The organism is Arthrobacter sp. Ld5 (assembly GCF_051172775.1).
Classification (GTDB): domain Bacteria; phylum Actinomycetota; class Actinomycetes; order Actinomycetales; family Micrococcaceae; genus Arthrobacter_D.
In genome coordinates this window covers 37,502-55,615 of the sequence record NZ_JBPKBO010000019.1, presented here as the reverse complement: position 1 = coordinate 55,615, position 18,114 = coordinate 37,502, and the positions used below count along the sequence as shown (strand labels likewise).

At 70.9% G+C, this 18,114-nt stretch carries 16 protein-coding genes; all 16 read left to right on the top strand.

Features of this window, described 5'->3' with window-relative positions; all coding sequences use genetic code 11:
- Positions 1-85: 85 nt before the first annotated feature.
- The 16 genes from ACSGDB_RS09395 (at position 86) to ACSGDB_RS09320 (ending at position 18,087) form a co-directional block, all read left to right on the top strand.
- Positions 86-874 carry an HAD family hydrolase gene (locus ACSGDB_RS09395; RefSeq protein ID WP_434994339.1) on the top strand — a complete coding sequence of 263 codons (789 nt, stop codon included), beginning with the start codon at positions 86-88 and terminating at the stop codon, positions 872-874.
- On the top strand, positions 871-2,037 hold the full coding sequence (locus ACSGDB_RS09390; protein ID WP_434994337.1) for a site-2 protease family protein: 1,167 nt from the start codon (positions 871-873) through the stop codon (positions 2,035-2,037). The genes ACSGDB_RS09395 and ACSGDB_RS09390 overlap by 4 nt, the downstream gene beginning before the upstream one ends.
- A gap of 90 nt (positions 2,038-2,127) precedes the next feature.
- On the top strand, positions 2,128-3,198 hold the full coding sequence (locus tag ACSGDB_RS09385; RefSeq protein WP_434994336.1) for a tRNA (adenine-N1)-methyltransferase: 1,071 nt from the start codon (positions 2,128-2,130) through the stop codon (positions 3,196-3,198).
- 139 nt (positions 3,199-3,337) lie between these two features.
- Positions 3,338-5,095 (top strand): proteasome ATPase, encoded by a 1,758-nt coding sequence (arc, locus tag ACSGDB_RS09380; protein WP_434994335.1) that lies wholly within the window; start codon positions 3,338-3,340, stop codon positions 5,093-5,095.
- A gap of 77 nt (positions 5,096-5,172) precedes the next feature.
- Positions 5,173-6,738, top strand: a complete 1,566-nt coding sequence (gene dop, locus ACSGDB_RS09375; RefSeq protein WP_434994485.1) for a depupylase/deamidase Dop — start codon at positions 5,173-5,175, stop codon at positions 6,736-6,738.
- Between the two features lie 46 nt (positions 6,739-6,784).
- On the top strand, positions 6,785-6,991 hold the full coding sequence (locus ACSGDB_RS09370; RefSeq protein ID WP_434994334.1) for a ubiquitin-like protein Pup: 207 nt from the start codon (positions 6,785-6,787) through the stop codon (positions 6,989-6,991).
- Between the two features lie 3 nt (positions 6,992-6,994).
- On the top strand, positions 6,995-7,822 hold the full coding sequence (prcB, locus tag ACSGDB_RS09365; protein WP_434994333.1) for a proteasome subunit beta: 828 nt from the start codon (positions 6,995-6,997) through the stop codon (positions 7,820-7,822).
- Between the two features lie 3 nt (positions 7,823-7,825).
- Positions 7,826-8,569 (top strand): proteasome subunit alpha, encoded by a 744-nt coding sequence (prcA, locus tag ACSGDB_RS09360; RefSeq protein ID WP_434994332.1) that lies wholly within the window; start codon positions 7,826-7,828, stop codon positions 8,567-8,569.
- A complete protein-coding gene (gene pafA, locus ACSGDB_RS09355; protein ID WP_434994331.1) occupies positions 8,569-9,930 on the top strand; it encodes a Pup--protein ligase in 1,362 nt (453 codons plus the stop codon). The genes prcA and pafA overlap by 1 nt, the downstream gene beginning before the upstream one ends.
- A 153-nt stretch (positions 9,931-10,083) precedes the next feature.
- The gene (locus ACSGDB_RS09350; RefSeq protein WP_434994330.1) at positions 10,084-10,983 is read left to right on the top strand and encodes an FKBP-type peptidyl-prolyl cis-trans isomerase; all 900 of its coding nucleotides are present in this window, start codon (positions 10,084-10,086) and stop codon (positions 10,981-10,983) included.
- Positions 10,984-11,027: 44 nt separating this feature from the next.
- Positions 11,028-11,423, top strand: coding sequence for an FKBP-type peptidyl-prolyl cis-trans isomerase (locus tag ACSGDB_RS09345; protein ID WP_434994329.1), 396 nt, complete (start codon positions 11,028-11,030; stop codon positions 11,421-11,423).
- A gap of 118 nt (positions 11,424-11,541) precedes the next feature.
- The gene (locus ACSGDB_RS09340; protein ID WP_434994328.1) at positions 11,542-13,530 is read left to right on the top strand and encodes a helix-turn-helix transcriptional regulator; all 1,989 of its coding nucleotides are present in this window, start codon (positions 11,542-11,544) and stop codon (positions 13,528-13,530) included.
- A 9-nt stretch (positions 13,531-13,539) separates the two neighbouring features.
- Positions 13,540-13,902: a hypothetical protein gene (locus ACSGDB_RS09335; RefSeq protein WP_434994326.1), complete on the top strand. Its 363-nt coding sequence runs from the start codon at positions 13,540-13,542 to the stop codon at positions 13,900-13,902.
- Between the two features lie 37 nt (positions 13,903-13,939).
- On the top strand, positions 13,940-14,308 hold the full coding sequence (gene tatA / locus ACSGDB_RS09330; RefSeq protein ID WP_434994325.1) for a Sec-independent protein translocase subunit TatA: 369 nt from the start codon (positions 13,940-13,942) through the stop codon (positions 14,306-14,308).
- Positions 14,309-14,376: 68 nt separating this feature from the next.
- Positions 14,377-15,162 (top strand): twin-arginine translocase subunit TatC, encoded by a 786-nt coding sequence (gene tatC, locus ACSGDB_RS09325; protein WP_434994484.1) that lies wholly within the window; start codon positions 14,377-14,379, stop codon positions 15,160-15,162.
- Positions 15,163-15,264: 102 nt separating this feature from the next.
- The gene (locus ACSGDB_RS09320; protein ID WP_434994324.1) at positions 15,265-18,087 is read left to right on the top strand and encodes a DEAD/DEAH box helicase; all 2,823 of its coding nucleotides are present in this window, start codon (positions 15,265-15,267) and stop codon (positions 18,085-18,087) included.
- Positions 18,088-18,114 lie beyond the last annotated feature (27 nt).

Below are 18,114 nucleotides of genomic sequence, written 5' to 3'. Positions count from 1 at the left end.
TGCGCGGCCATGTCAGGCGGACCCCCGCCGCCGCCGGGGGCCACGGCGGGCAGGCCGGCCCGGGCGCCACCGTAGACTTGGAGGCATGGCGACCCACCCCACCGGCAGCATGCACCTCCTTGCCCGCGACGCGATCGACGACGCGCGATCCGCCGGGAACTCCGGCGGCCTGCGGGGCGTGCTCTGGGACATGGACGGAACCATCGTGGACACCGAGCCCTACTGGATCCGGGCCGAGACGGAACTCGTCGAAGCGCACGGCGGGACGTGGACGGACGAGCAGGCCACCATGCTCGTCGGCCAGGCCCTCGAGTTCTCCGCGGGGCAGCTCCAGCAGGCCGGGGTGGACCTCGGGATCCGCGACATCATCGACCACCTGATCGGGCGCGTGGCGGCCGACGTGAGCAGGGCCGTCCCCTGGCGTCCGGGGGCGCGGGAACTGCTCGCCGCGCTGCACGCCGAGGGGGTTCCCTGCGCGATGGTCACCATGTCCGAGACGCTCCTCGCCGAGGCGGTCGCAGGCCACCTGCCCGAGGGGACGTTCTCCCACCTCGTCACCGGAGACCGCGTGAGCGCGGGCAAACCCGACCCGGAGGCCTACCAGCTGGGGTTCGACCTGCTGGCCGCGGACCACCCGGGACTGGACAAGGACGGCGTGGTCGCGATCGAGGACTCCCTGCCCGGGGTGACCGCCGCCCTCGCCGCCGGGCTGACCACCCTCGCCGTACCGCACTTCGTCCCGCTCCCTCCCGATGCGCGCCGCACCGACTGGGACACGCTCGCCGGGCGCACGCCCGCGGATCTCGCGGCCCTGCTGCCCGGGGCCGCCGGCGACGCGCTGGACGCCTTCGACGACGGCGAGAACGTCGCGTGAGCGCTCCCAACGACGCACCGCAGCGGGAGACCACCCCCGGCCTGCCGCTCGGCAGGATCGCCGGGGTCCCCGTGGTCCTCGCCTGGTCCTGGTTCGTGATCACCGCGTTCATCGTGCTGGTCTTCGGGCCGCGCGTGGGCCAGGTGATCCCCGGGATCGGCGTCGGCGCGTACGTCGTGGCGCTCGGCTACGCCCTGCTCCTCGCGGTGTCCGTGCTCATCCACGAGCTGGCACACGCCCTCACCGCCCGCGCCTTCGGCTGGCCCACCACGCGGATCGTGCTCAACCTGTGGGGCGGGCACACGCAGTTCGCGAGCTTCAGCGCGTCCCCGGGACGGTCCCTCCTCGTCGCTCTCGCGGGACCCGCCGCCAACTTCGTGCTCGCCGGCCTCGGCTGGGTGATCCTGCAGGCGGTGGAGCCGGGCGGCGTCGCCTTCCTCCTGACGACCATCCTCGTCTGGGCCAACCTGCTCGTCGCGGTCTTCAACGTCCTGCCGGGGCTGCCCCTGGACGGCGGCCGCCTCGTGGAGAGCGCCGTCTGGCGGGCCACCGGGAGCCAGGAGAAGGGCACCGTCGCGGCGGGCTGGGCCGGCCGCGCCCTCGTCGTCGTGCTGCTGGGCCTCGTGGTGGCGGTGCCGCTGGTCCAGGGCCGCGGCCCCGACCTGACGTTCATCGTCATCGCCGTGATCATGGGCGCCTTCCTGTGGATGGGCGCGACGTCCGCCATCACGAACGCCCGGATGCGCCTACGCCTTCCCGCGATCAGCGCGGGGCGCCTGCAGAGGCCGGCGGTCGGCCTGCCCGCGGGCACGAGCGTCCTCGCCGTGCGCCGCATCCTCCGGGAGAATCCGGACGCCGCCGTCATCCTGACCGGACCGTCCGGCGTCCCCGAGGCCGTGGTGGACGAGGGTGCGCTGCTGGCCGTCCCGGAGGACGCCGCGGCCGCCACGACGGCCGACGCCACCGCACGGCGCCTCGGCGCCGGCGCGTACGTCCCGGAGTGGGCGGAGGGCCAGGAACTCGTGCAGTTCCTCGCACGGCTGGCGGGCAACGAGTACGCCGTCGTGAACCGCTCCGGCGCGGTCACCGGCCTGCTCCACCAGCGGACGGTGGTGCAGGCCATCACGGGCAAGGGCGCCGCGCCGACCCCGCCCGACGCCTGACCGACGGCCGCGTCCCGTGCGGCCCACCTCCTCCCGCTCCCTCCCGCCTCATTCATGCCGGCACCGCCGGCCCACGCCGAAGGACCACCCATGAGCACCACCCCCACACCCGAAGCACCCGCCGCGCCGCACGGCGCCGCAGCCCGTCGGGGCCCGTTCCGCGCCGGCGAACGCGTCCAGCTGACCGACGAGAAGGGCCGGATGAACACCATCACCCTCACGCCCGGCGGCGCCTTCCACACCCACAAGGGCTTCCTCCAGCACGACTCGCTCATCGGCGCCACCGAGGGCACCATCCTCGAGAACACCACCGGTCAGCTCTACCAGGCCCTGCGGCCCCTCCTGTCCGACTTCGTCCTGTCCATGCCGCGCGGCGCGGCCGTGGTGTACCCGAAGGACGCCGGGCAGATCGTGACGATGGCCGACATCTACCCGGGGTCGCGCGTCGTCGAGGCCGGCGTGGGCTCCGGGGCGCTGTCCATCTCGCTGCTGCGGGCCGTCGGCGACAACGGATACCTGCACTCCTTCGAGCGCCGCGAGGAGTTCGCGGACATCGCCCGCGGCAACGTCGAGACGATCTTCGGCGGCCCGCACCCGGCCTGGCAGATCACCCTGGGCGATTTCCAGGAGCAGGTCCTCGCCCAGGAAGCGCCCGGTTCCGTGGACCGCGTGGTCCTGGACATGCTCGCGCCCTGGGAGTGCCTCGACGCCGTCGCGACGGTCCTGGCCCCGGGGGGCGTGTGGATCAGCTACGTGGCCACGGTCACGCAGCTCTCCCGCATCGCCGAGGCCATCCGCGCGGACGGCCGCTTCACCGAGCCCGAGGCCTGGGAGTCCATGGTGCGCGGCTGGCACCTCGAGGGCCTCGCCGTGCGTCCGGACCACCGCATGGTCGCCCACACCGGGTTCCTGCTCACCACCCGCCGGCTGGCCGAAGGGGCCACCGGCTTCACCCCGAAGCGGCGCCCGTCCAAGACAGGGTTCAGCGAGGAGGACCTCAACGCCTGGACGCCGCAGGCGGTGGGGGAGCGCGACGTCTCCGACAAGCGGCTGCGCCGCGTCGCGCGGGACGCGGCGTCGACCATCCAGCGCGGCTCCCTGCCCGCCGAGGAGGCCCAGGCGCGCCGGGACGCGATCGCCGACGGCGGCACCGTCGAGTAGGTCGGCGGACCCCCGCCGACGGGAAGAGGTCGGCGGCCCCCGGGCGTTAACACAGGGCAGCACCAGTGCGTAAAGCGGACGGACGTCTGCGCTAAGGTCGAAAGACAGCCGAAGGTCGAACCGAAGGTGGCGAACCGAAATGCCGGAACCCGATGACCACGCTCCCGCCGCCGGATCGCGCGAGCCGACGTCCCCGCTCGTCGACAATTCCGCCGCGCAGCGCCAGCTGAACGTCCTGCGGGACAAGCTGCGCCACATCGACCGCCAGCTGGGGGCGGCCACGCAGAACAACGGCAAGCTCGTCGCCGCCCTCGAAGCCGCGCGCACCGAGATCGTGCGGCTGAAGGCCGCCCTTGAGAAGGAGGGCGCGGCCCCGTTCAGCTTCGCCACGGTCATGCAGGTCAACCCGAGACGCCCGTCCGAGCCCGGCGTCACCACCGATGCCACCGTGCAGGACACCGCGGACATCCTGCAGTCCGGCCGGAAGCTGCGCGTCACCGTCAGCCCGCTCATCAACGTCCGCCAGCTCGCCCCCGGCCAGGAGGTGCTCCTCAACGAGTCCCTGACCATCGTGGCCGCCCTCGGCTACGAGCGGGCCGGGGAGATCGTCACCGTCAAGGAACTCCTGGGCAGCGATCGCGCCCTGGTGGTGGGCCGCACGGACGACGAACGCGTCATCAGGCTCAGCGGGCCCCTGCAGGCCGACAGGATCCGGGTGGGCGACGCCCTCGCCGTCGACACGAAGTCCGGCTACGGCCTCGAGAAGGTGCCGCGCAGCGAGGTGGAGAACCTCGTGCTCGAGGAGGTCCCGGACATCGCGTACGGGGACATCGGCGGGCTCGGCCCGCAGATCGAGCAGATCCGCGACGCCGTCGAGCTGCCCTTCCTGCACCCCGACCTCTACCGGGAGCACGGGCTCAAGCCGCCCAAGGGCATCCTCCTGTACGGGCCGCCGGGCTGCGGCAAGACCCTCATCGCCAAGGCCGTCGCCAACTCGCTGGCCGCCCGCGCAGCCGAACGCGCCGGCGTGGAACAGATCCGCAGCTACTTCCTCAACATCAAGGGCCCGGAACTGCTCGACAAGTACGTGGGGGAGACCGAGCGCCACATCCGGCTCATCTTCGCCCGCGCACGGGAGAAGGCCTCGGACGGGAGCCCCGTCGTCGTGTTCTTCGACGAGATGGACTCCCTGTTCCGAACCCGTGGCACCGGCGTCTCCTCGGACGTCGAGACGACGATCGTGCCGCAGCTGCTCAGCGAGATCGACGGCGTTGAGAAGCTCGAGAACGTGATCGTCATCGGCGCGTCCAACCGCGAGGACATGATCGACCCCGCCATCCTGCGGCCGGGCCGGCTGGACGTGAAGATCAAGATCCAGCGGCCCGACGCCGAGGGCGCCGCCGAGATCTTCGCGAAGTACGTCACGGCGGATCTGCCCCTGCACGCGGACGACCTCGCCGAGAACGGCAACGACCCGCAGACCACCATCGCCGAGATGATCCGGCGCACGGTCGAGCAGATGTACTCGACGGACAAGTCCAACGAGTACCTGGAGGTGACCTACGCCAACGGGGACACCGAGATGCTCTACTTCAAAGACTTCAACTCCGGCGCGGTCATCCAGAACGTGGTGGACCGGGCGAAGAAGTACGCCATCAAGGACCTCCTCCTCGACGGCAGCAAGGGCCTGCGCATCGAGCACCTGATGCGCGCGGTGGTGGACGAGTTCCGCGAGCACGAGGACATGCCCAACACCACGAATCCCGACGACTGGGCACGGATCTCCGGGAAGAAGGGTGAGCGCATCACGTACATCCGCACCATCGTGCAGGGCAAGGCCGGCCAGGAACCGGGCAAGTCGATCGAGACGACGGCGAACACGGGCCAGTATCTGTGATCGCCACGGGGGGAACACCGGCCGGCCGGCCGGGGGCGCTGCCCCCCGTCGGTGAGGGGATCTCCGTCCACCGCGTCATGGGGACGGAGACCGAGTACGGCATCATCGCGCCGGCCCTGCCGTCCGCGAATCCCACACTGCTGTCCTCGCAGGTGGTCAACGCCTACGCCGCCACGCTGCGCGAGGGGCTGGGCAACCTCGCCGGCACCCGCTGGGACTACACCGACGAGACGCCCCTCACCGACGCGCGCGGCTTCAGGATGGACCGCGCCGTCGCCCACCCGAGCCAGCTGACGGACGAGCCGGTGGAACTCACCGCCGAGCAGATCGCACTCGAGCGCGGGGAGCCCGCCGAAGCCGCGGTGCTCATGAACCTCGTCCTCACCAACGGCGCCCGGCTCTACGTGGACCACGCCCACCCCGAGTACTCCTCGCCCGAGGTCACCAGCCCCCTCGACGCCGTGCTCTGGGACCGCGCCGGGGACCACGTGGCCGTCGCCGCTATGGACCGCATCGGCAGCACGCCCGGCTTCTCACCCGTGATCCTCTACAAGAACAACACGGACAACAAGAGCGTCTCCTACGGCTCCCACGAGAACTACCTCGTTCCCCGGAGCGTGCCCTTCTCGAAGCTCGCAGAGGCGCTCATCCCCTTCTTCGTCTCGCGCCAGGTCATCTGCGGTGCCGGGCGCGTGGGCCGCGGACCCCTCAACCAGGACCCCGGCTTCCAGATCAGCCAGCGGGCCGACTTCTTCGAGAACGAGATCGGCCTCGAGACGACGGTCCGCCGCCCCATCATCAACACGCGCGACGAGCCCCACGCCGTCGCGGAGAAGTACCGGCGGCTGCACGTCATCATCGGCGACGCCAACCTGAACGAGGTGTCGAACTACCTGAAGGTGGGCACCACCGCCCTCGTCCTCTCCCTCATCGAGCAGGGCCGCGCCCCCGTGCCCGAACTCGAGGACCCGGTCGAGGCGCTCCGCGCCATCAGCCACGACCCCTCGCTGACGGTGGAGGTCCGGCTGAGGGACGGGCGGAGCCTGACCGGGCTCCAGCTGCAGGAACTCTACTGCGGCGCGGTCCTGGCCGCGCTGCCGGCCGACGCCGACCCGCAGACCCGCGACGTCGTCGACCGCTGGCAGTCGCTGCTGGCCACCCTGCGGCGCGATCCGATGGCGGCGGCCCGCGAGGTCGACTGGGTGGCGAAGCTCAAGGTCCTGGAGGCGTACCGGGCACGCGACGGCCTCGCGTGGACGGATCCCCGGCTCGCCCTCGTGGATCTGCAGTACGCCGACCTGCGGCCCGAGAAGGGCATCTACCAGCGACTGGCCCGCCGGGGCGACGTCGAGCTGCTCGTCGATCCCGCGGACGTCGCGCGGGCGGCCGTCGAACCGCCACGCGACACACGCGCCTACTTCCGCGGCCGGTGCATCGCCGAGTACCCCGCCGAAGTGGTGGGCGCGAGCTGGGACTCGCTGATCTTCGAGCTCCCCGGGGAACGCAGGCTGCAGCGTGTCCAGACACGCGAACCGCTGCGGGGCACCGCGGCGCTCACCGGAGCGTTGTTCGATGCAGCCACGGACGCCGAGGATTTCCTTGCCCGATTGTTGAGTGACCCGGATCGGCGCGTGGCACCATAGGAACCGGATCCCCACACTGATCACGACGACGGAAAGGGTGGACACCGTGGCGACACAGGACCGCAGAAACACCGGTGGCTCGTCCTCCGCGGAGGACGAGGAACTCCCCGATCCGGCCCCCGCAGCCCCCGCGGCCGCGCAGGACTCCGGCCAGACCGAGGGCGTCGACGACCTGCTCGACGAGATCGACGGCGTCCTCGAGTCGAACGCCGAGGAATTCGTCCGCGGCTTCGTGCAGAAGGGCGGCCAGTAGCGGATGCTCCCGGATGATGCCGCGGCAGCGGTCCCACGGGCCGCCTCGACGTCCTTCGCCGACTACCTGGGCGCGCACCATCCGCACATGCTGCCGTCGAACCGGACGCTCGGGCCGGTCACGGCCGCCTCCGACGCGTCCCGTCTCGCCCCGCACGCGACGACGATCGTCGCGCTCACCTTCCCCGGCGGCGTGCTCATGGCGGGCGACCGCCGGGCCACGATGGGCAACGTGATCGCCAGCCGACACATCGAGAAGGTGTTCCCCGCGGATCACTCCTCGGTGCTGGGGATCGCCGGCAGCGCCGGCATCGGCGTCGACCTGGCTCGGCTCTTCCAGGTGGAGCTGGAGCACTACGAGAAGATCGAGGCGACCATGATGAGCCTGGACGGCAAGGCCAACCGTCTTGCCGCGATGGTCCGGCAGAACCTCCCGATGGCCATGCAGGGACTCGCCGTCGTGCCGCTCTTCGCCGGATTCGACACCGACCGGCATCTCGGGCGCCTGTTCTCGTTCGACGTCACGGGAGGCCGCTACGAGGAACACGAACACCACTCCGTCGGATCCGGTTCGGTCTTCGCCCGGGGCTCCCTGAAGAAGCTCTGGAACCCCGGCCTCGACGAGGCGTCCGCCGTCCGCGTGGCCGTCGAGGCCCTCTACGACGCGGCCGACGACGACTCCGCGACCGGCGGGCCGGATACCGTACGCGCCCTGTGGCCCGTGGTCTACGTCGTGGACGCGGCCGGCACGCGCCGCATCCCCGAGCGGGACCTCGAAGCCGTGGCCCACACCATCATCGACGCCCGATCGTCCGCGGGCCGGGAGGCATAGGCCATGACCCAGCAGTTCTACGTCTCGCCCGAGCAGCTGATGAAGGATCGCGCCGACTTCGCGCGCAAGGGCATCGGGCGCGGCCGGTCGGTGGTGGTGATGAGCTGCCGCGACGGCATCGCCCTCGTGGCCCAGAACGCGTCGCCCTCCCTCCACAAGCTCGGTGAGATCTACGACCGCATCGCGTTCGCGGCGGTCGGCAAGTACAACGAGTTCGAGAGCCTCCGCCAGGCCGGGGTCCGCTACGCCGACGTCCGCGGCTACTCCTACGCACGCGAGGACGTCACGGCGCGCGGCCTGGCCAGCGTGTACGCCCAGAGCCTCGGCGCCGTGTTCACGGCCGAGAGCAAGCCCTTCGAGGTGGAGCTCGTCGTGGCCGAGGTGGGCCGCGTCCAGGACGCCGACCACCTGTACCGGCTCACCTTCGACGGCTCCATCGCCGACGAGGCCGGCTTCGTGGTCATGGGCGGGGCCGCCGACGCCGTCGTCGGCGCCCTCTGCGGCAGCTGGTCCGCGGACGTCAGCCTGACCGGGGGCGTCCGGGCCGCGGCGCGGGCCCTCGCGAGCGCCGCCACCCCGGCGGCGGCCGACGGCGACCGGCCGGAGACGCCCGCCCTCGACCCCTCCGTCCTCGAGGTCGCGTTCCTGGAGCGGGACCCGGACATCCTGCGCGGGAGCCACCGCGCGTTCCGCCGGATCGGCGGACCCGAACTCGAGACCATGCTCCAGGGCGGACAGGACAGCTGATGGACCGGCGCATCTTCGGTGTCGAGACCGAGTTCGGGATCTCCTACTCGGGGCCCGACTCCCGCCCGCTGTCCCCCGAGGAGGTCGCCCGCTACCTCTTCCGGAAGGTCGTGAGCTGGGGCAGGTCCTCCAACGTCTTCCTCACCAACGGGTCGCGGCTGTACCTCGATGTCGGGTCCCACCCCGAGTACGCGACGGCGGAGTGCGACGACCTCGCGCAGCTCGTCGCCCACGACCGCGCCGGCGAGCTGATCCTGGAGGACCTCGTCTCCGAGGCGCAGCGCAAGCTGTCGCAGGAGGGCTACGACGGCCGGATCTACCTGTTCAAGAACAACACCGACTCCGCAGGCAACTCCTACGGCAGCCACGAGAACTACCTCATCCCGCGCAGGCTCGAGTTCGCCCGGCTCGCCGACATCCTCATCCCCTTCCTCGTGACGCGCCAGCTGCTGGTGGGTGCCGGCAAGGTCCTCAAGACGCAGACCGGGTCCATCTACGCCTTCTCCCAGCGCGCGGACCACCTGTGGGAGGGCATCTCCTCCGCTACCACCCGCTCCCGCCCCATCATCAACACCAGGGACGAACCGCACGCCGACGCCGAGCACTACCGCCGGCTCCACGTCATCGCCGGGGACTCGAACATGTCCGAGACCACCACGCTGCTCAAGATCGGCTCGGTGGACCTGCTGCTGCGGATGGTCGAGGCGGGCGAGCTGATGCGCGACTACCGCCTCGAGAACCCCATCCGCAGCATCCGTGAGATCTCCCACGACCTCACGGGCCGCCACCTCCTCAAGCTCGCCAACGGCCGCCACATCACGGCGCTGGAGATGCAGCGCGAGTACCTGGCGAAGGCGACGGCGTTCGTCCAGCAGCACGGCGCCCACAACCGGCACGTACCCGCCATCCTGGACCTGTGGGAGCGCGTACTCGACGCGGTGGAGACGGGGGACACCTCGCAGATCGACCGGGAGGTCGACTGGGCGATCAAGAAGAAGCTGATCGACCGCTACCTCGCCCGGTCGGGGGGCGACCTCGACTCGGCGAAGGCGGCCCAGCTCGACCTCACCTACCACGACATCTCCCGCACGCGGGGACTGTTCTTCCTCCTGCAGGCCAGGGGCGAGGCCGCGCGCGTCATCGACGAGACGGCGGTCAAGGAGGCGGTGGACGTGCCGCCGCAGACCACGCGGGCGAGGCTCCGCGGCGAGTTCGTGCGGCGGGCCAAGGAGGCCAACCGCGACTACACGGTCGACTGGGTGCACCTCAAACTCAACGACAGGGCGCAGCAGACCATCCTCTGCAAGGACCCCTTCGCGTCCGTCGACGAGCGGGTCGAGGCGCTCCTGCAGCAGCTGTGACGGGGACTGCGGTCCCGGATGCCGTTACGCTGGTCGGGGCCCATTGTTCAGCGGGCACCCTGGACCGGACACCGAACCGAAAGTAGCTTCGTGCGAAAAGTACTCACAACCTCCGTAGCGCTCACGCTGTTCGTCTCAGCCTGTGGCGGGCCCATGACGGACGACCTGACCGGGGATCCGGCCGGGACGTCGGCGGGCGCCGCCGAGATCCTCGAGTCCGTGGAGGTGTCGGGCGGCACCGACGAGGAGGCACCCACGGTCGAGTTCGACGAGCCGCTCGACATCACCGGCGTGGCCGCGAAGACCGTCGTGGAGGGCGAAGGGGACGCCATCGAAGCCGGCGAGCAGGTCCGCTACCAGCTCGTGTCGCTCAACGCGGAGGACGGCGAGGTCCTCGGGGACACCTACAGCCAGGGCGAGCCCCAGGTCCTCCCGGTCGACGACATGCTCAAGGAGCAGGACGCCGAACTCTACGAGGTCCTCACCGGGTCGAAGGTCGGCGCGCAGGTGGCCTACACCCGCCCCGCACCCGAACCCACCGAGGGCCAGCAGGCCATCCCCGAGCAGCTGATCGTCCTGAAGGTCATCTCCGCCGAGCAGCCTCCGCCCGAGCCGGAGGTGCTCTCGCCCGAGGAGGTCGAGAAGCTCGACGAGGCGGGCGAACTGCCCACGTTCACCTTCGGTGAGGAGGGCGCCCCCGAGGTCACCATCCCCGACAACGAGCCCTCCGACGATCTCGTGGTGAAGGTGCTCAAGGAGGGCACCGGCGAGGAAGTCACCGAAGCCGACACCATCACGGCCAAGTACGCCGGCTGGCGCTGGGAGGACGGCGAGCAGTTCGACTCCAGCTACGAGCGCGGCGAACCCGCCGAGTTCCCGCTCACCGGTGTGATCGAGGGTTGGACCAAGGGCCTCGCCGGCCAGAAGGTCGGATCCCAGGTGCTCCTCGTCATCCCGGGCCAGATGGGTTACGGGGACCCGGCGCCCGAGGGGCGTCCCTCCGGCACCCTCGTGTTCTTCGTCGAGATCACCGGCAAGACCGCCGCCGAGTAGTCCCGGCCGGCCCACTACCAATCCACCGATCCCAAGGAGTACCCATGTCATTCGGACACCGCGAATTCGACCGCCAGAAGCCGGAGATCGACTTCCCCGCCCACGACGTCCCCACCGACCTCGTCATCGAGGACATCATCACGGGCACCGGCGACGAGGCGAAGCCGGGCAACACCGTCTCCACCCACTACGTGGGTGTCGCGTTCTCGACGGGCGAGGAGTTCGACGCCTCCTGGAACCGGGGCACCCCGCTCGACTTCAAGGTCGGCGTCGGCCAGGTCATCCAGGGCTGGGACCAGGGGCTCCTCGGCATGAAGGTCGGCGGCCGCCGACGCCTCGAGATCCCGTCCCACCTCGCCTACGGCCCGAGCGGTGCCGGCTCGGCGATCGGCCCGAACGAGGCGCTGATCTTCGTCGTCGACCTGCTCGGGGTCCGCTAGGACCACCCGGCCGGCCGCGGCTCCGCGGCTGCCCACGCACCGCAGCACGGAGGGGACGTACGTCGACCACGGTCGGTGTGCGTCCCTTCCGTCACCCCCGTGAAGGTAGGGTTTCACCGTGTCCGCAAAACGTACCGAACGCCTCCTCACCCTCGTGATCATGCTCCTGTCGAGTCGCCGCGGGTTCACGAAGGAGGAACTGTTCGAGGAGATCGACCTGTACCGCGAGGCGACGTCCGTCGCGGCCCGCGAGAAGCTCTTCGACCGCGACAAGGCGGCCCTGCGCGAGCAGGGCATCCCGCTGGAGGCCTTCAGCGAGGACGCCCTGTTCGACAACGACAACACCGTGCAGCGGTACCGCATCAGCGCCGAGGACTACCGGCTCGGCGGCGTGAGCTTCCAGCCCGAGGAGTACGCCGTCCTGAACCTCGCCGCAGGCGTCTGGGACCAGGGCTCGCTCGACTCCGCGGCGTCCCGCGCCCTGCGCAAGCTCAGCTCCCGCAGCACCGACGGCGGGATCGAACTCACGCCGCTCATCCAGCCCCGCATCACCACGGACGCACCCTACTGGGACACCGTGTGGCAGGCCCTGACCTCCCGCACCCCCCTCCGCTTCCCGTACCGGGCCGCGAGCACCGGCCGCGAGGAGGTGCGCACGGTCCACCCCTGGGGCATGGGCGCGCGCTTCGGCCACTGGTACCTGGTCGGCTTCGACACCACACGCCAGGCCGAGCGGTTCTTCCGCCTCTCGCGCATGACCGGCGAGCCGGTCATCCTGCAGGGGACCGTCGAGGTCCCGCCGGCCTTCGACATGAACCGGACGCTCTCCTCCCTGTCCCGCAGCGAGCCCGACCGGACCGCCGTCGTCGCGGCACGTCCCGGCTCCTGCCAGGTGCTGCGCGTCCGGAAGGACGCCGAGATCCTGCAGACGGGGGAGGAGTGGGACGTCCTCCGGGTGCCGTACGCGGCGTCGAGCCCCATGGCAGCGACCATCGCGGGCCTGGGCACCAATGCCAGGGTCGAGGAGCCGCCGGAGCTGGCCGCGGAGGTCGTCCGGCTCCTCGACGAGGCCCACAGCGCGGCCCTCGCCGCACCCGACCACCTGGAGATCACCGGGCGCGCGCGCCCCGCGCCCCGGCGCAAGTCCTCCTCCCAGGACCACCTGCTGCGGCTGCTCGATCTCGTCCCGTACCTCCTCGCGCATCCCGGGGCGGACGTGGGGGAGACGGCCCGCCGCTTCGACGTCACCGAGAGCCAGCTCACCAAGGACCTCGACCTGCTGTTCGTCAGTGGACCGCGTCACTACCCCGACGGCCTGATGGACGTGAACATCGAGGACGACAGGATCTACCTCACGAACGCGCGCGACCTCGCGGAGCCCGTGAAGCTCAGCATGGACGAGGCCTGCTCCCTGATCCTGGGGCTGCAGGCCCTCCGGGAACTGCCGGGCATGAGGAACAACGAGGCGATCGTCAGCGCGCAGACCAAGCTGACCGCCGCGACCGGCGACGCGGCGCGCATCGGGACGGCGGTGGCCACCAAGCTCACCGAGGACGACGTCGACCCGACGCTCGAGGTGCTGCAGGCCGCCCTGCACTCGAAGGTGCGCGTGGACGTGGACTACTTCGTGCCGACACGCGACGAGATCACGCGCCGCCTCCTCGAACCGGTCCGCATCTTCCTGCACCAGGACACGTGGTACCTGGAGGCCTGGAGCGTCGACTCCGACGGGCTGCGGAACTTCCGGCTGGACCGCATCCAGCGCGCCACCCTGACGGACCAGCCGGCTTCCGCGGACCTGGACGAGGACGCGCTCGCCCGGGACCGGCAGAGTGTCCTGCCGTACCGGTCCGGGGCGACCGATCTTGCCGTCACGCTCCTGCTCGAGCCGCGTGCCCGGTGGATCGCGGCGCAGTACAACGCCGATGCCGTCGAGGAGCTGGGCGAGGACCGGCTGGCGGCCCGGCTCAAGGTGGCGTCCAGCACCTGGATCCCGGGGCTGGTGGCCGGCCTCGGAGGGTCGGCGGCGGTCGTGGCGCCGGCCGGTCTGCGCGAGGAGACCCTCCGCTGGCTCGAGGCGGCCCGTGCCCACCAGGCACTGGCCTAGACTGGGATCATGCTCTGGTGGATGTGGATCGTGCTGTGGGTCGCGCTGGTGGCCGTCAGCGTCATCTTCCTCGTCGTCGTCGGCTTCCGCGTCTTCCGGCGCGGAATGCGAACACTCGGTGAATTCGGGGCGGCGATGGACCGCCTCCAGGTGGACGTCCCCGCCGCCGGCAGCGAGGACGACGCCGCGGGAGCCGCCCGCTCCGGAGCGCCGGGAATTCCCGTCCCGGCCGTGTTCTCGCCTCCGGCCACGGTCCGCGCGGCCCGTGACCTGGCACGGACCCGCCGCATCGACGACCGGCGGGCGCGCCGCATCGCGAAGCGCGCCGAGCGGGAACAGCCGCAGCTCCTGCAGGACATGCCCCACCTGTGAACTAAACTCGAGGGTGAACCAACGAGAGGAAATGGGCATGAGGCTCGAAGGCTGGCACATCGTCATCATCATCGTTCTTGCGATCGTCCTGTTCGGTGCGCCGAAGCTGCCCGGGCTCGCCCGCAGCGTGGGACAGTCCCTGCGGATCTTCAAGTCCGAGGTGAAGCAGATGAAGGACGAGAACAACACGGGTGAGGCCGGCGCCGATCCTGTGGAGGGCCGGGTCGTGAACACTTCGGCGCCCCAGACGTACACGCCGACCTACCAGTCGCCGGTGCCGTCGCAAGGCTCGGCGCAGCAGCCCCACGGCACCTCCCCGGGCGCCGGGACGCCCGTCCCGGGCGCAGACGACCGGGGTTCCACCGGTCCGTCGGGGCAGAGCGGTAGCTCGCACACCAGCCAGTAGGCAGGATCTCCTCCGTGTCACCCGCATCGGCGCGCAAGCGCGGCAGGAAGGCCAACCCCGAGGGGCGCATGGCCCTGAAGGAGCATCTGCGCGAGGCCCGGAACCGCCTGTTCAAGTCCGCGATCGCGGTCATCGCCGCGACCGTGGTCGGCTTCTTCGTCTACGAGCCCGTCCTGCGCGCGCTGGCGGCGCCGATCATCGCCATCAACGAGCAGGACGGCCGCACGGCGTCGCTGAACTTCGACAGCGCGGCCTCCCCGTTCGACCTGCTGATCCAGGTCTCCGTGTTCCTGGGCCTGGTGCTCTCCAGCCCGGTCTGGCTGTACCAGTTGTGGGCGTTCATCACACCGGGGCTGAAGACCAAGGAGCGCCGGATCGCGCTGGCGTTCATCGCGGTCGCGTTCCCGCTGTTCCTCGCGGGCATCTGGCTGGCCTGGCTGATCCTGCCGAACGCGGTGCGGGTGCTGACCGAGTTCACCCCGGAGGACTTCTCCAACTACATCAGCGTGTCCGTGTACTTCGCGTTCGTGCTGCGGCTGATGCTGGCCTTCGGGATCGCCTTCCTGCTCCCCGTGGTCCTCGTGGGGCTGAACATGGTCGGGCTGGTCACCGGCCGGCAGATCCTCAAGGCCTGGCGCATCACCGTGTTCCTGGTGTGCCTGTTCGCCGCGATGGCGGCGCCGGGCGGGGACGCCCTGAGCATGTTCTACCTCGCGGTTCCCCTCCTGCTGCTCTTCTTCGTCGCGATCGGGCTGTGCCTGCTCAACGACCGGCGCCGCGCCCGCCGCACCGCGGCCCGCGAGGCCGCCGTCGACGCCACCGCCGGCGCCGCCACCCCCCTCGACGCCATCTGACCGGAGGCACGTCGCGACGCCGTCCCGCAAGGGCGGACCGCACCCGGGCCCGCCGCGGCCCGGCCGTGTGCCGGGCACCGGCGAAGCGTCTAGGGTGGAACGATGACCACCCCCGCGGAGAGATACGCCGCTGCACGGGCCCGCACGAACCACTCCCGGACCCAGCTGTCCCATTTCGAGCAGACCCTCGAGTTCGAGCTCGATCCCTTCCAGCGGGAAGCGTGTACCGCCCTCGAAGGCGGCAGGGGAGTGCTCGTCGCAGCACCCACCGGGGCCGGCAAGACGGTGGTCGGCGAGTTCGCGGTCTTCCTGGCGCTGCAGCACGGCCTCAAGGCCTTCTACACCACGCCCATCAAGGCGCTCAGCAACCAGAAGTACTCCGAGCTGGCCGCCGTGCACGGCAGCGAGCGCGTCGGCCTCCTGACCGGTGACACGAGCATCAACGGCGACGCCGACGTGATCGTGATGACCACCGAGGTGCTGCGCAACATGCTCTACGCCAATTCGGACGCCCTCGACAACCTCGGGTACGTGGTGATGGACGAGGTGCACTACCTGGCCGACCGCTTCCGTGGCGCCGTCTGGGAGGAAGTGATCATCCACCTGCCCACCGAGGTGAAGCTGGTGTCCCTCAGCGCCACGGTGTCGAACGCGGAGGAGTTCGGCGCGTGGCTGGACACCGTGCGGGGGGACACCGACGTCGTCGTGTCGGAGCACCGGCCCGTGCCCCTGTGGCAGCACGTCATGGTGGGCCACGACCTGGTGGACCTGTTCGCGGGCGACGTCGCCTTCGACGAGGCCGCGCCCGCCGGCGCCGACGCCGGCGCCCGGGACCAGTACGACGTGAACCCCGAACTGCTCGAACTCGCCAGCAGCGAGATCCGGATGAACCAGCGGGCGGGCTGGGGTGCCGGCGGCCGGCGCGGCAAGCAGCGCAACGGGCGCGGCGGTCCGCCGCCGACGACGATGGTCCGTCGGGCCACGAGGCCCCAGGTGATCGCGGCGCTGGACCGCTCCGACCTGCTGCCGGCCATCACGTTCATCTTCTCGCGCGCCGGCTGCGAGGCCGCCGTCACCCAGTGCCTGCACGCCGGGCTGTGGCTCACCACGGAGGACGAGCGCGACGAGATCAGCGAGACCGTCGACGCCGCCACGATGGACATCCCCCGGGACGACCTCGAGATCCTCGGGTTCTGGACCTGGCGCGAGGGCCTCATCCGCGGGTTCACCGCCCACCACGCGGGCATGCTGCCCACGTTCAAGGAGATCGTCGAGAAGCTGTTCGCCGCCGGCCTGGTCAAGGCCGTGTTCGCCACCGAGACGCTCGCCCTGGGTGTGAACATGCCCGCCCGCACCGTGGTGCTGGAGAAGCTCGACAAGTTCAACGGCGAGGCCCACGTGAATGTCACCGCGGGGGAGTACACGCAGCTCACGGGCCGGGCGGGCCGCCGCGGGATCGACGTCGAGGGCCACGCCGTCGTGCTGTGGCAGCCCGGCACGGACCCGGGAGCGGTGGCGGGCCTGGCGTCCCGGCGCACCTATCCGCTGAATTCGAGCTTCCGCCCCACCTACAACATGAGCATCAACCTCATGGCCCAGTTCGGCCAGGCGCGGTCCCGGGAGATCCTCGAGACCTCCTTCGCGCAGTTCCAGGCGGACCGCTCCGTCGTGGGTCTCGCGAAGCAGGTGCGCAGCCGCGAGGACTCGCTCAGGGGCTACGAGAAATCCATGACCTGCCACCTCGGGGACTTCCGCGAGTACGCGAACCTGCGGCGCGAGCTGTCCGACGTCGAATCCCGGGCCTCCCGCGACCGGTCCCGCACGCTGCGCTCCGCGGCGGAGTCCTCCCTCGAATCCCTACGACCCGGGGACGTCATCGACGTGCCCGGCGGGCGGAGCCAGGGGTTCGCCGTCGTCCTGGACGGTGATACGTCCAGGGAGCCCCGGCCCACGGTCCTGACCCTCGAGACGCAGATCCGCCGCATCGGTGTGCAGGACCTCGACGGGCCCGTCGAGGTCCTCTCCCGCATCCGCATCCCGAAGAACTTCAGCGCACGCAGTCCGAAGGACCGGCGCGACCTCACCTCGTCCCTGCGGAACGCGCTGCAGGAGAACCGGCCGCCGCGCCCGGGTGCCGACCGGGTGTCGGCCGGGTACTCGGCGTCGGCGGCCGCGGAGGAACGCGCGATCACGGATCTGCGCCGCCGACTCCGCGCGCACCCCTGCCACGGCTGCAGCGAACGCGAACAGCATGCACGCTGGGCCGAACGGTGGGGGAAGCTGCGCCGTGAGACCGACCGGCTGGCCGGCCAGATCCGGGGTCGCACGAACACGATCGCCAAGACCTTCGACCGCGTCTCGGAGGTCCTCGGGCACTACGGCTACCTCGAGTACACCGACGACGGCGTCGCCGTCAGCGCCTCCGGTCAGAAGCTGCGGCGGATCTACGGGGAGAAGGACCTCCTGATCGCCCTCTGCATCGAGGAGGGTGCGTTCAGCGACCTCGACGCCGCCGAACTCGCCGCCGTCATCACCGTGCTCGTGTACCAGGCCAAGCGGGAGGAGCGGGGCCTGCGCCCGGTCATGCCGAGCGTGGCGCTGGAGGGTTCCGTCGAGGCGATCATCCGCCAGTGGTCGCAGCTCAACGACGTCGAGGAGCAGCACCGCCTGCCCGTCACCGGGGAGCCCGAGCTCTCGCTCGTGTGGCCGATGTTCAAGTGGGCCAACGGCCGGTCCCTCCAGGCCGCGCTGAGCGGGACCGACCTCGCAGCCGGGGACTTCGTGCGCTGGTCGAAGCAGGTCATCGACCTCCTCGACCAGCTCGCGAAGGTCCCCGACCTGCCCGGGAACCTGCAGCAGACCTGCAGGCGCGCGATCGCCCTGGTCCGTCGGGGCGTGGTGGCATACTCGAACATCAGCGAGTAAGCCCCGCCGTCGGACATCCCCTCCACA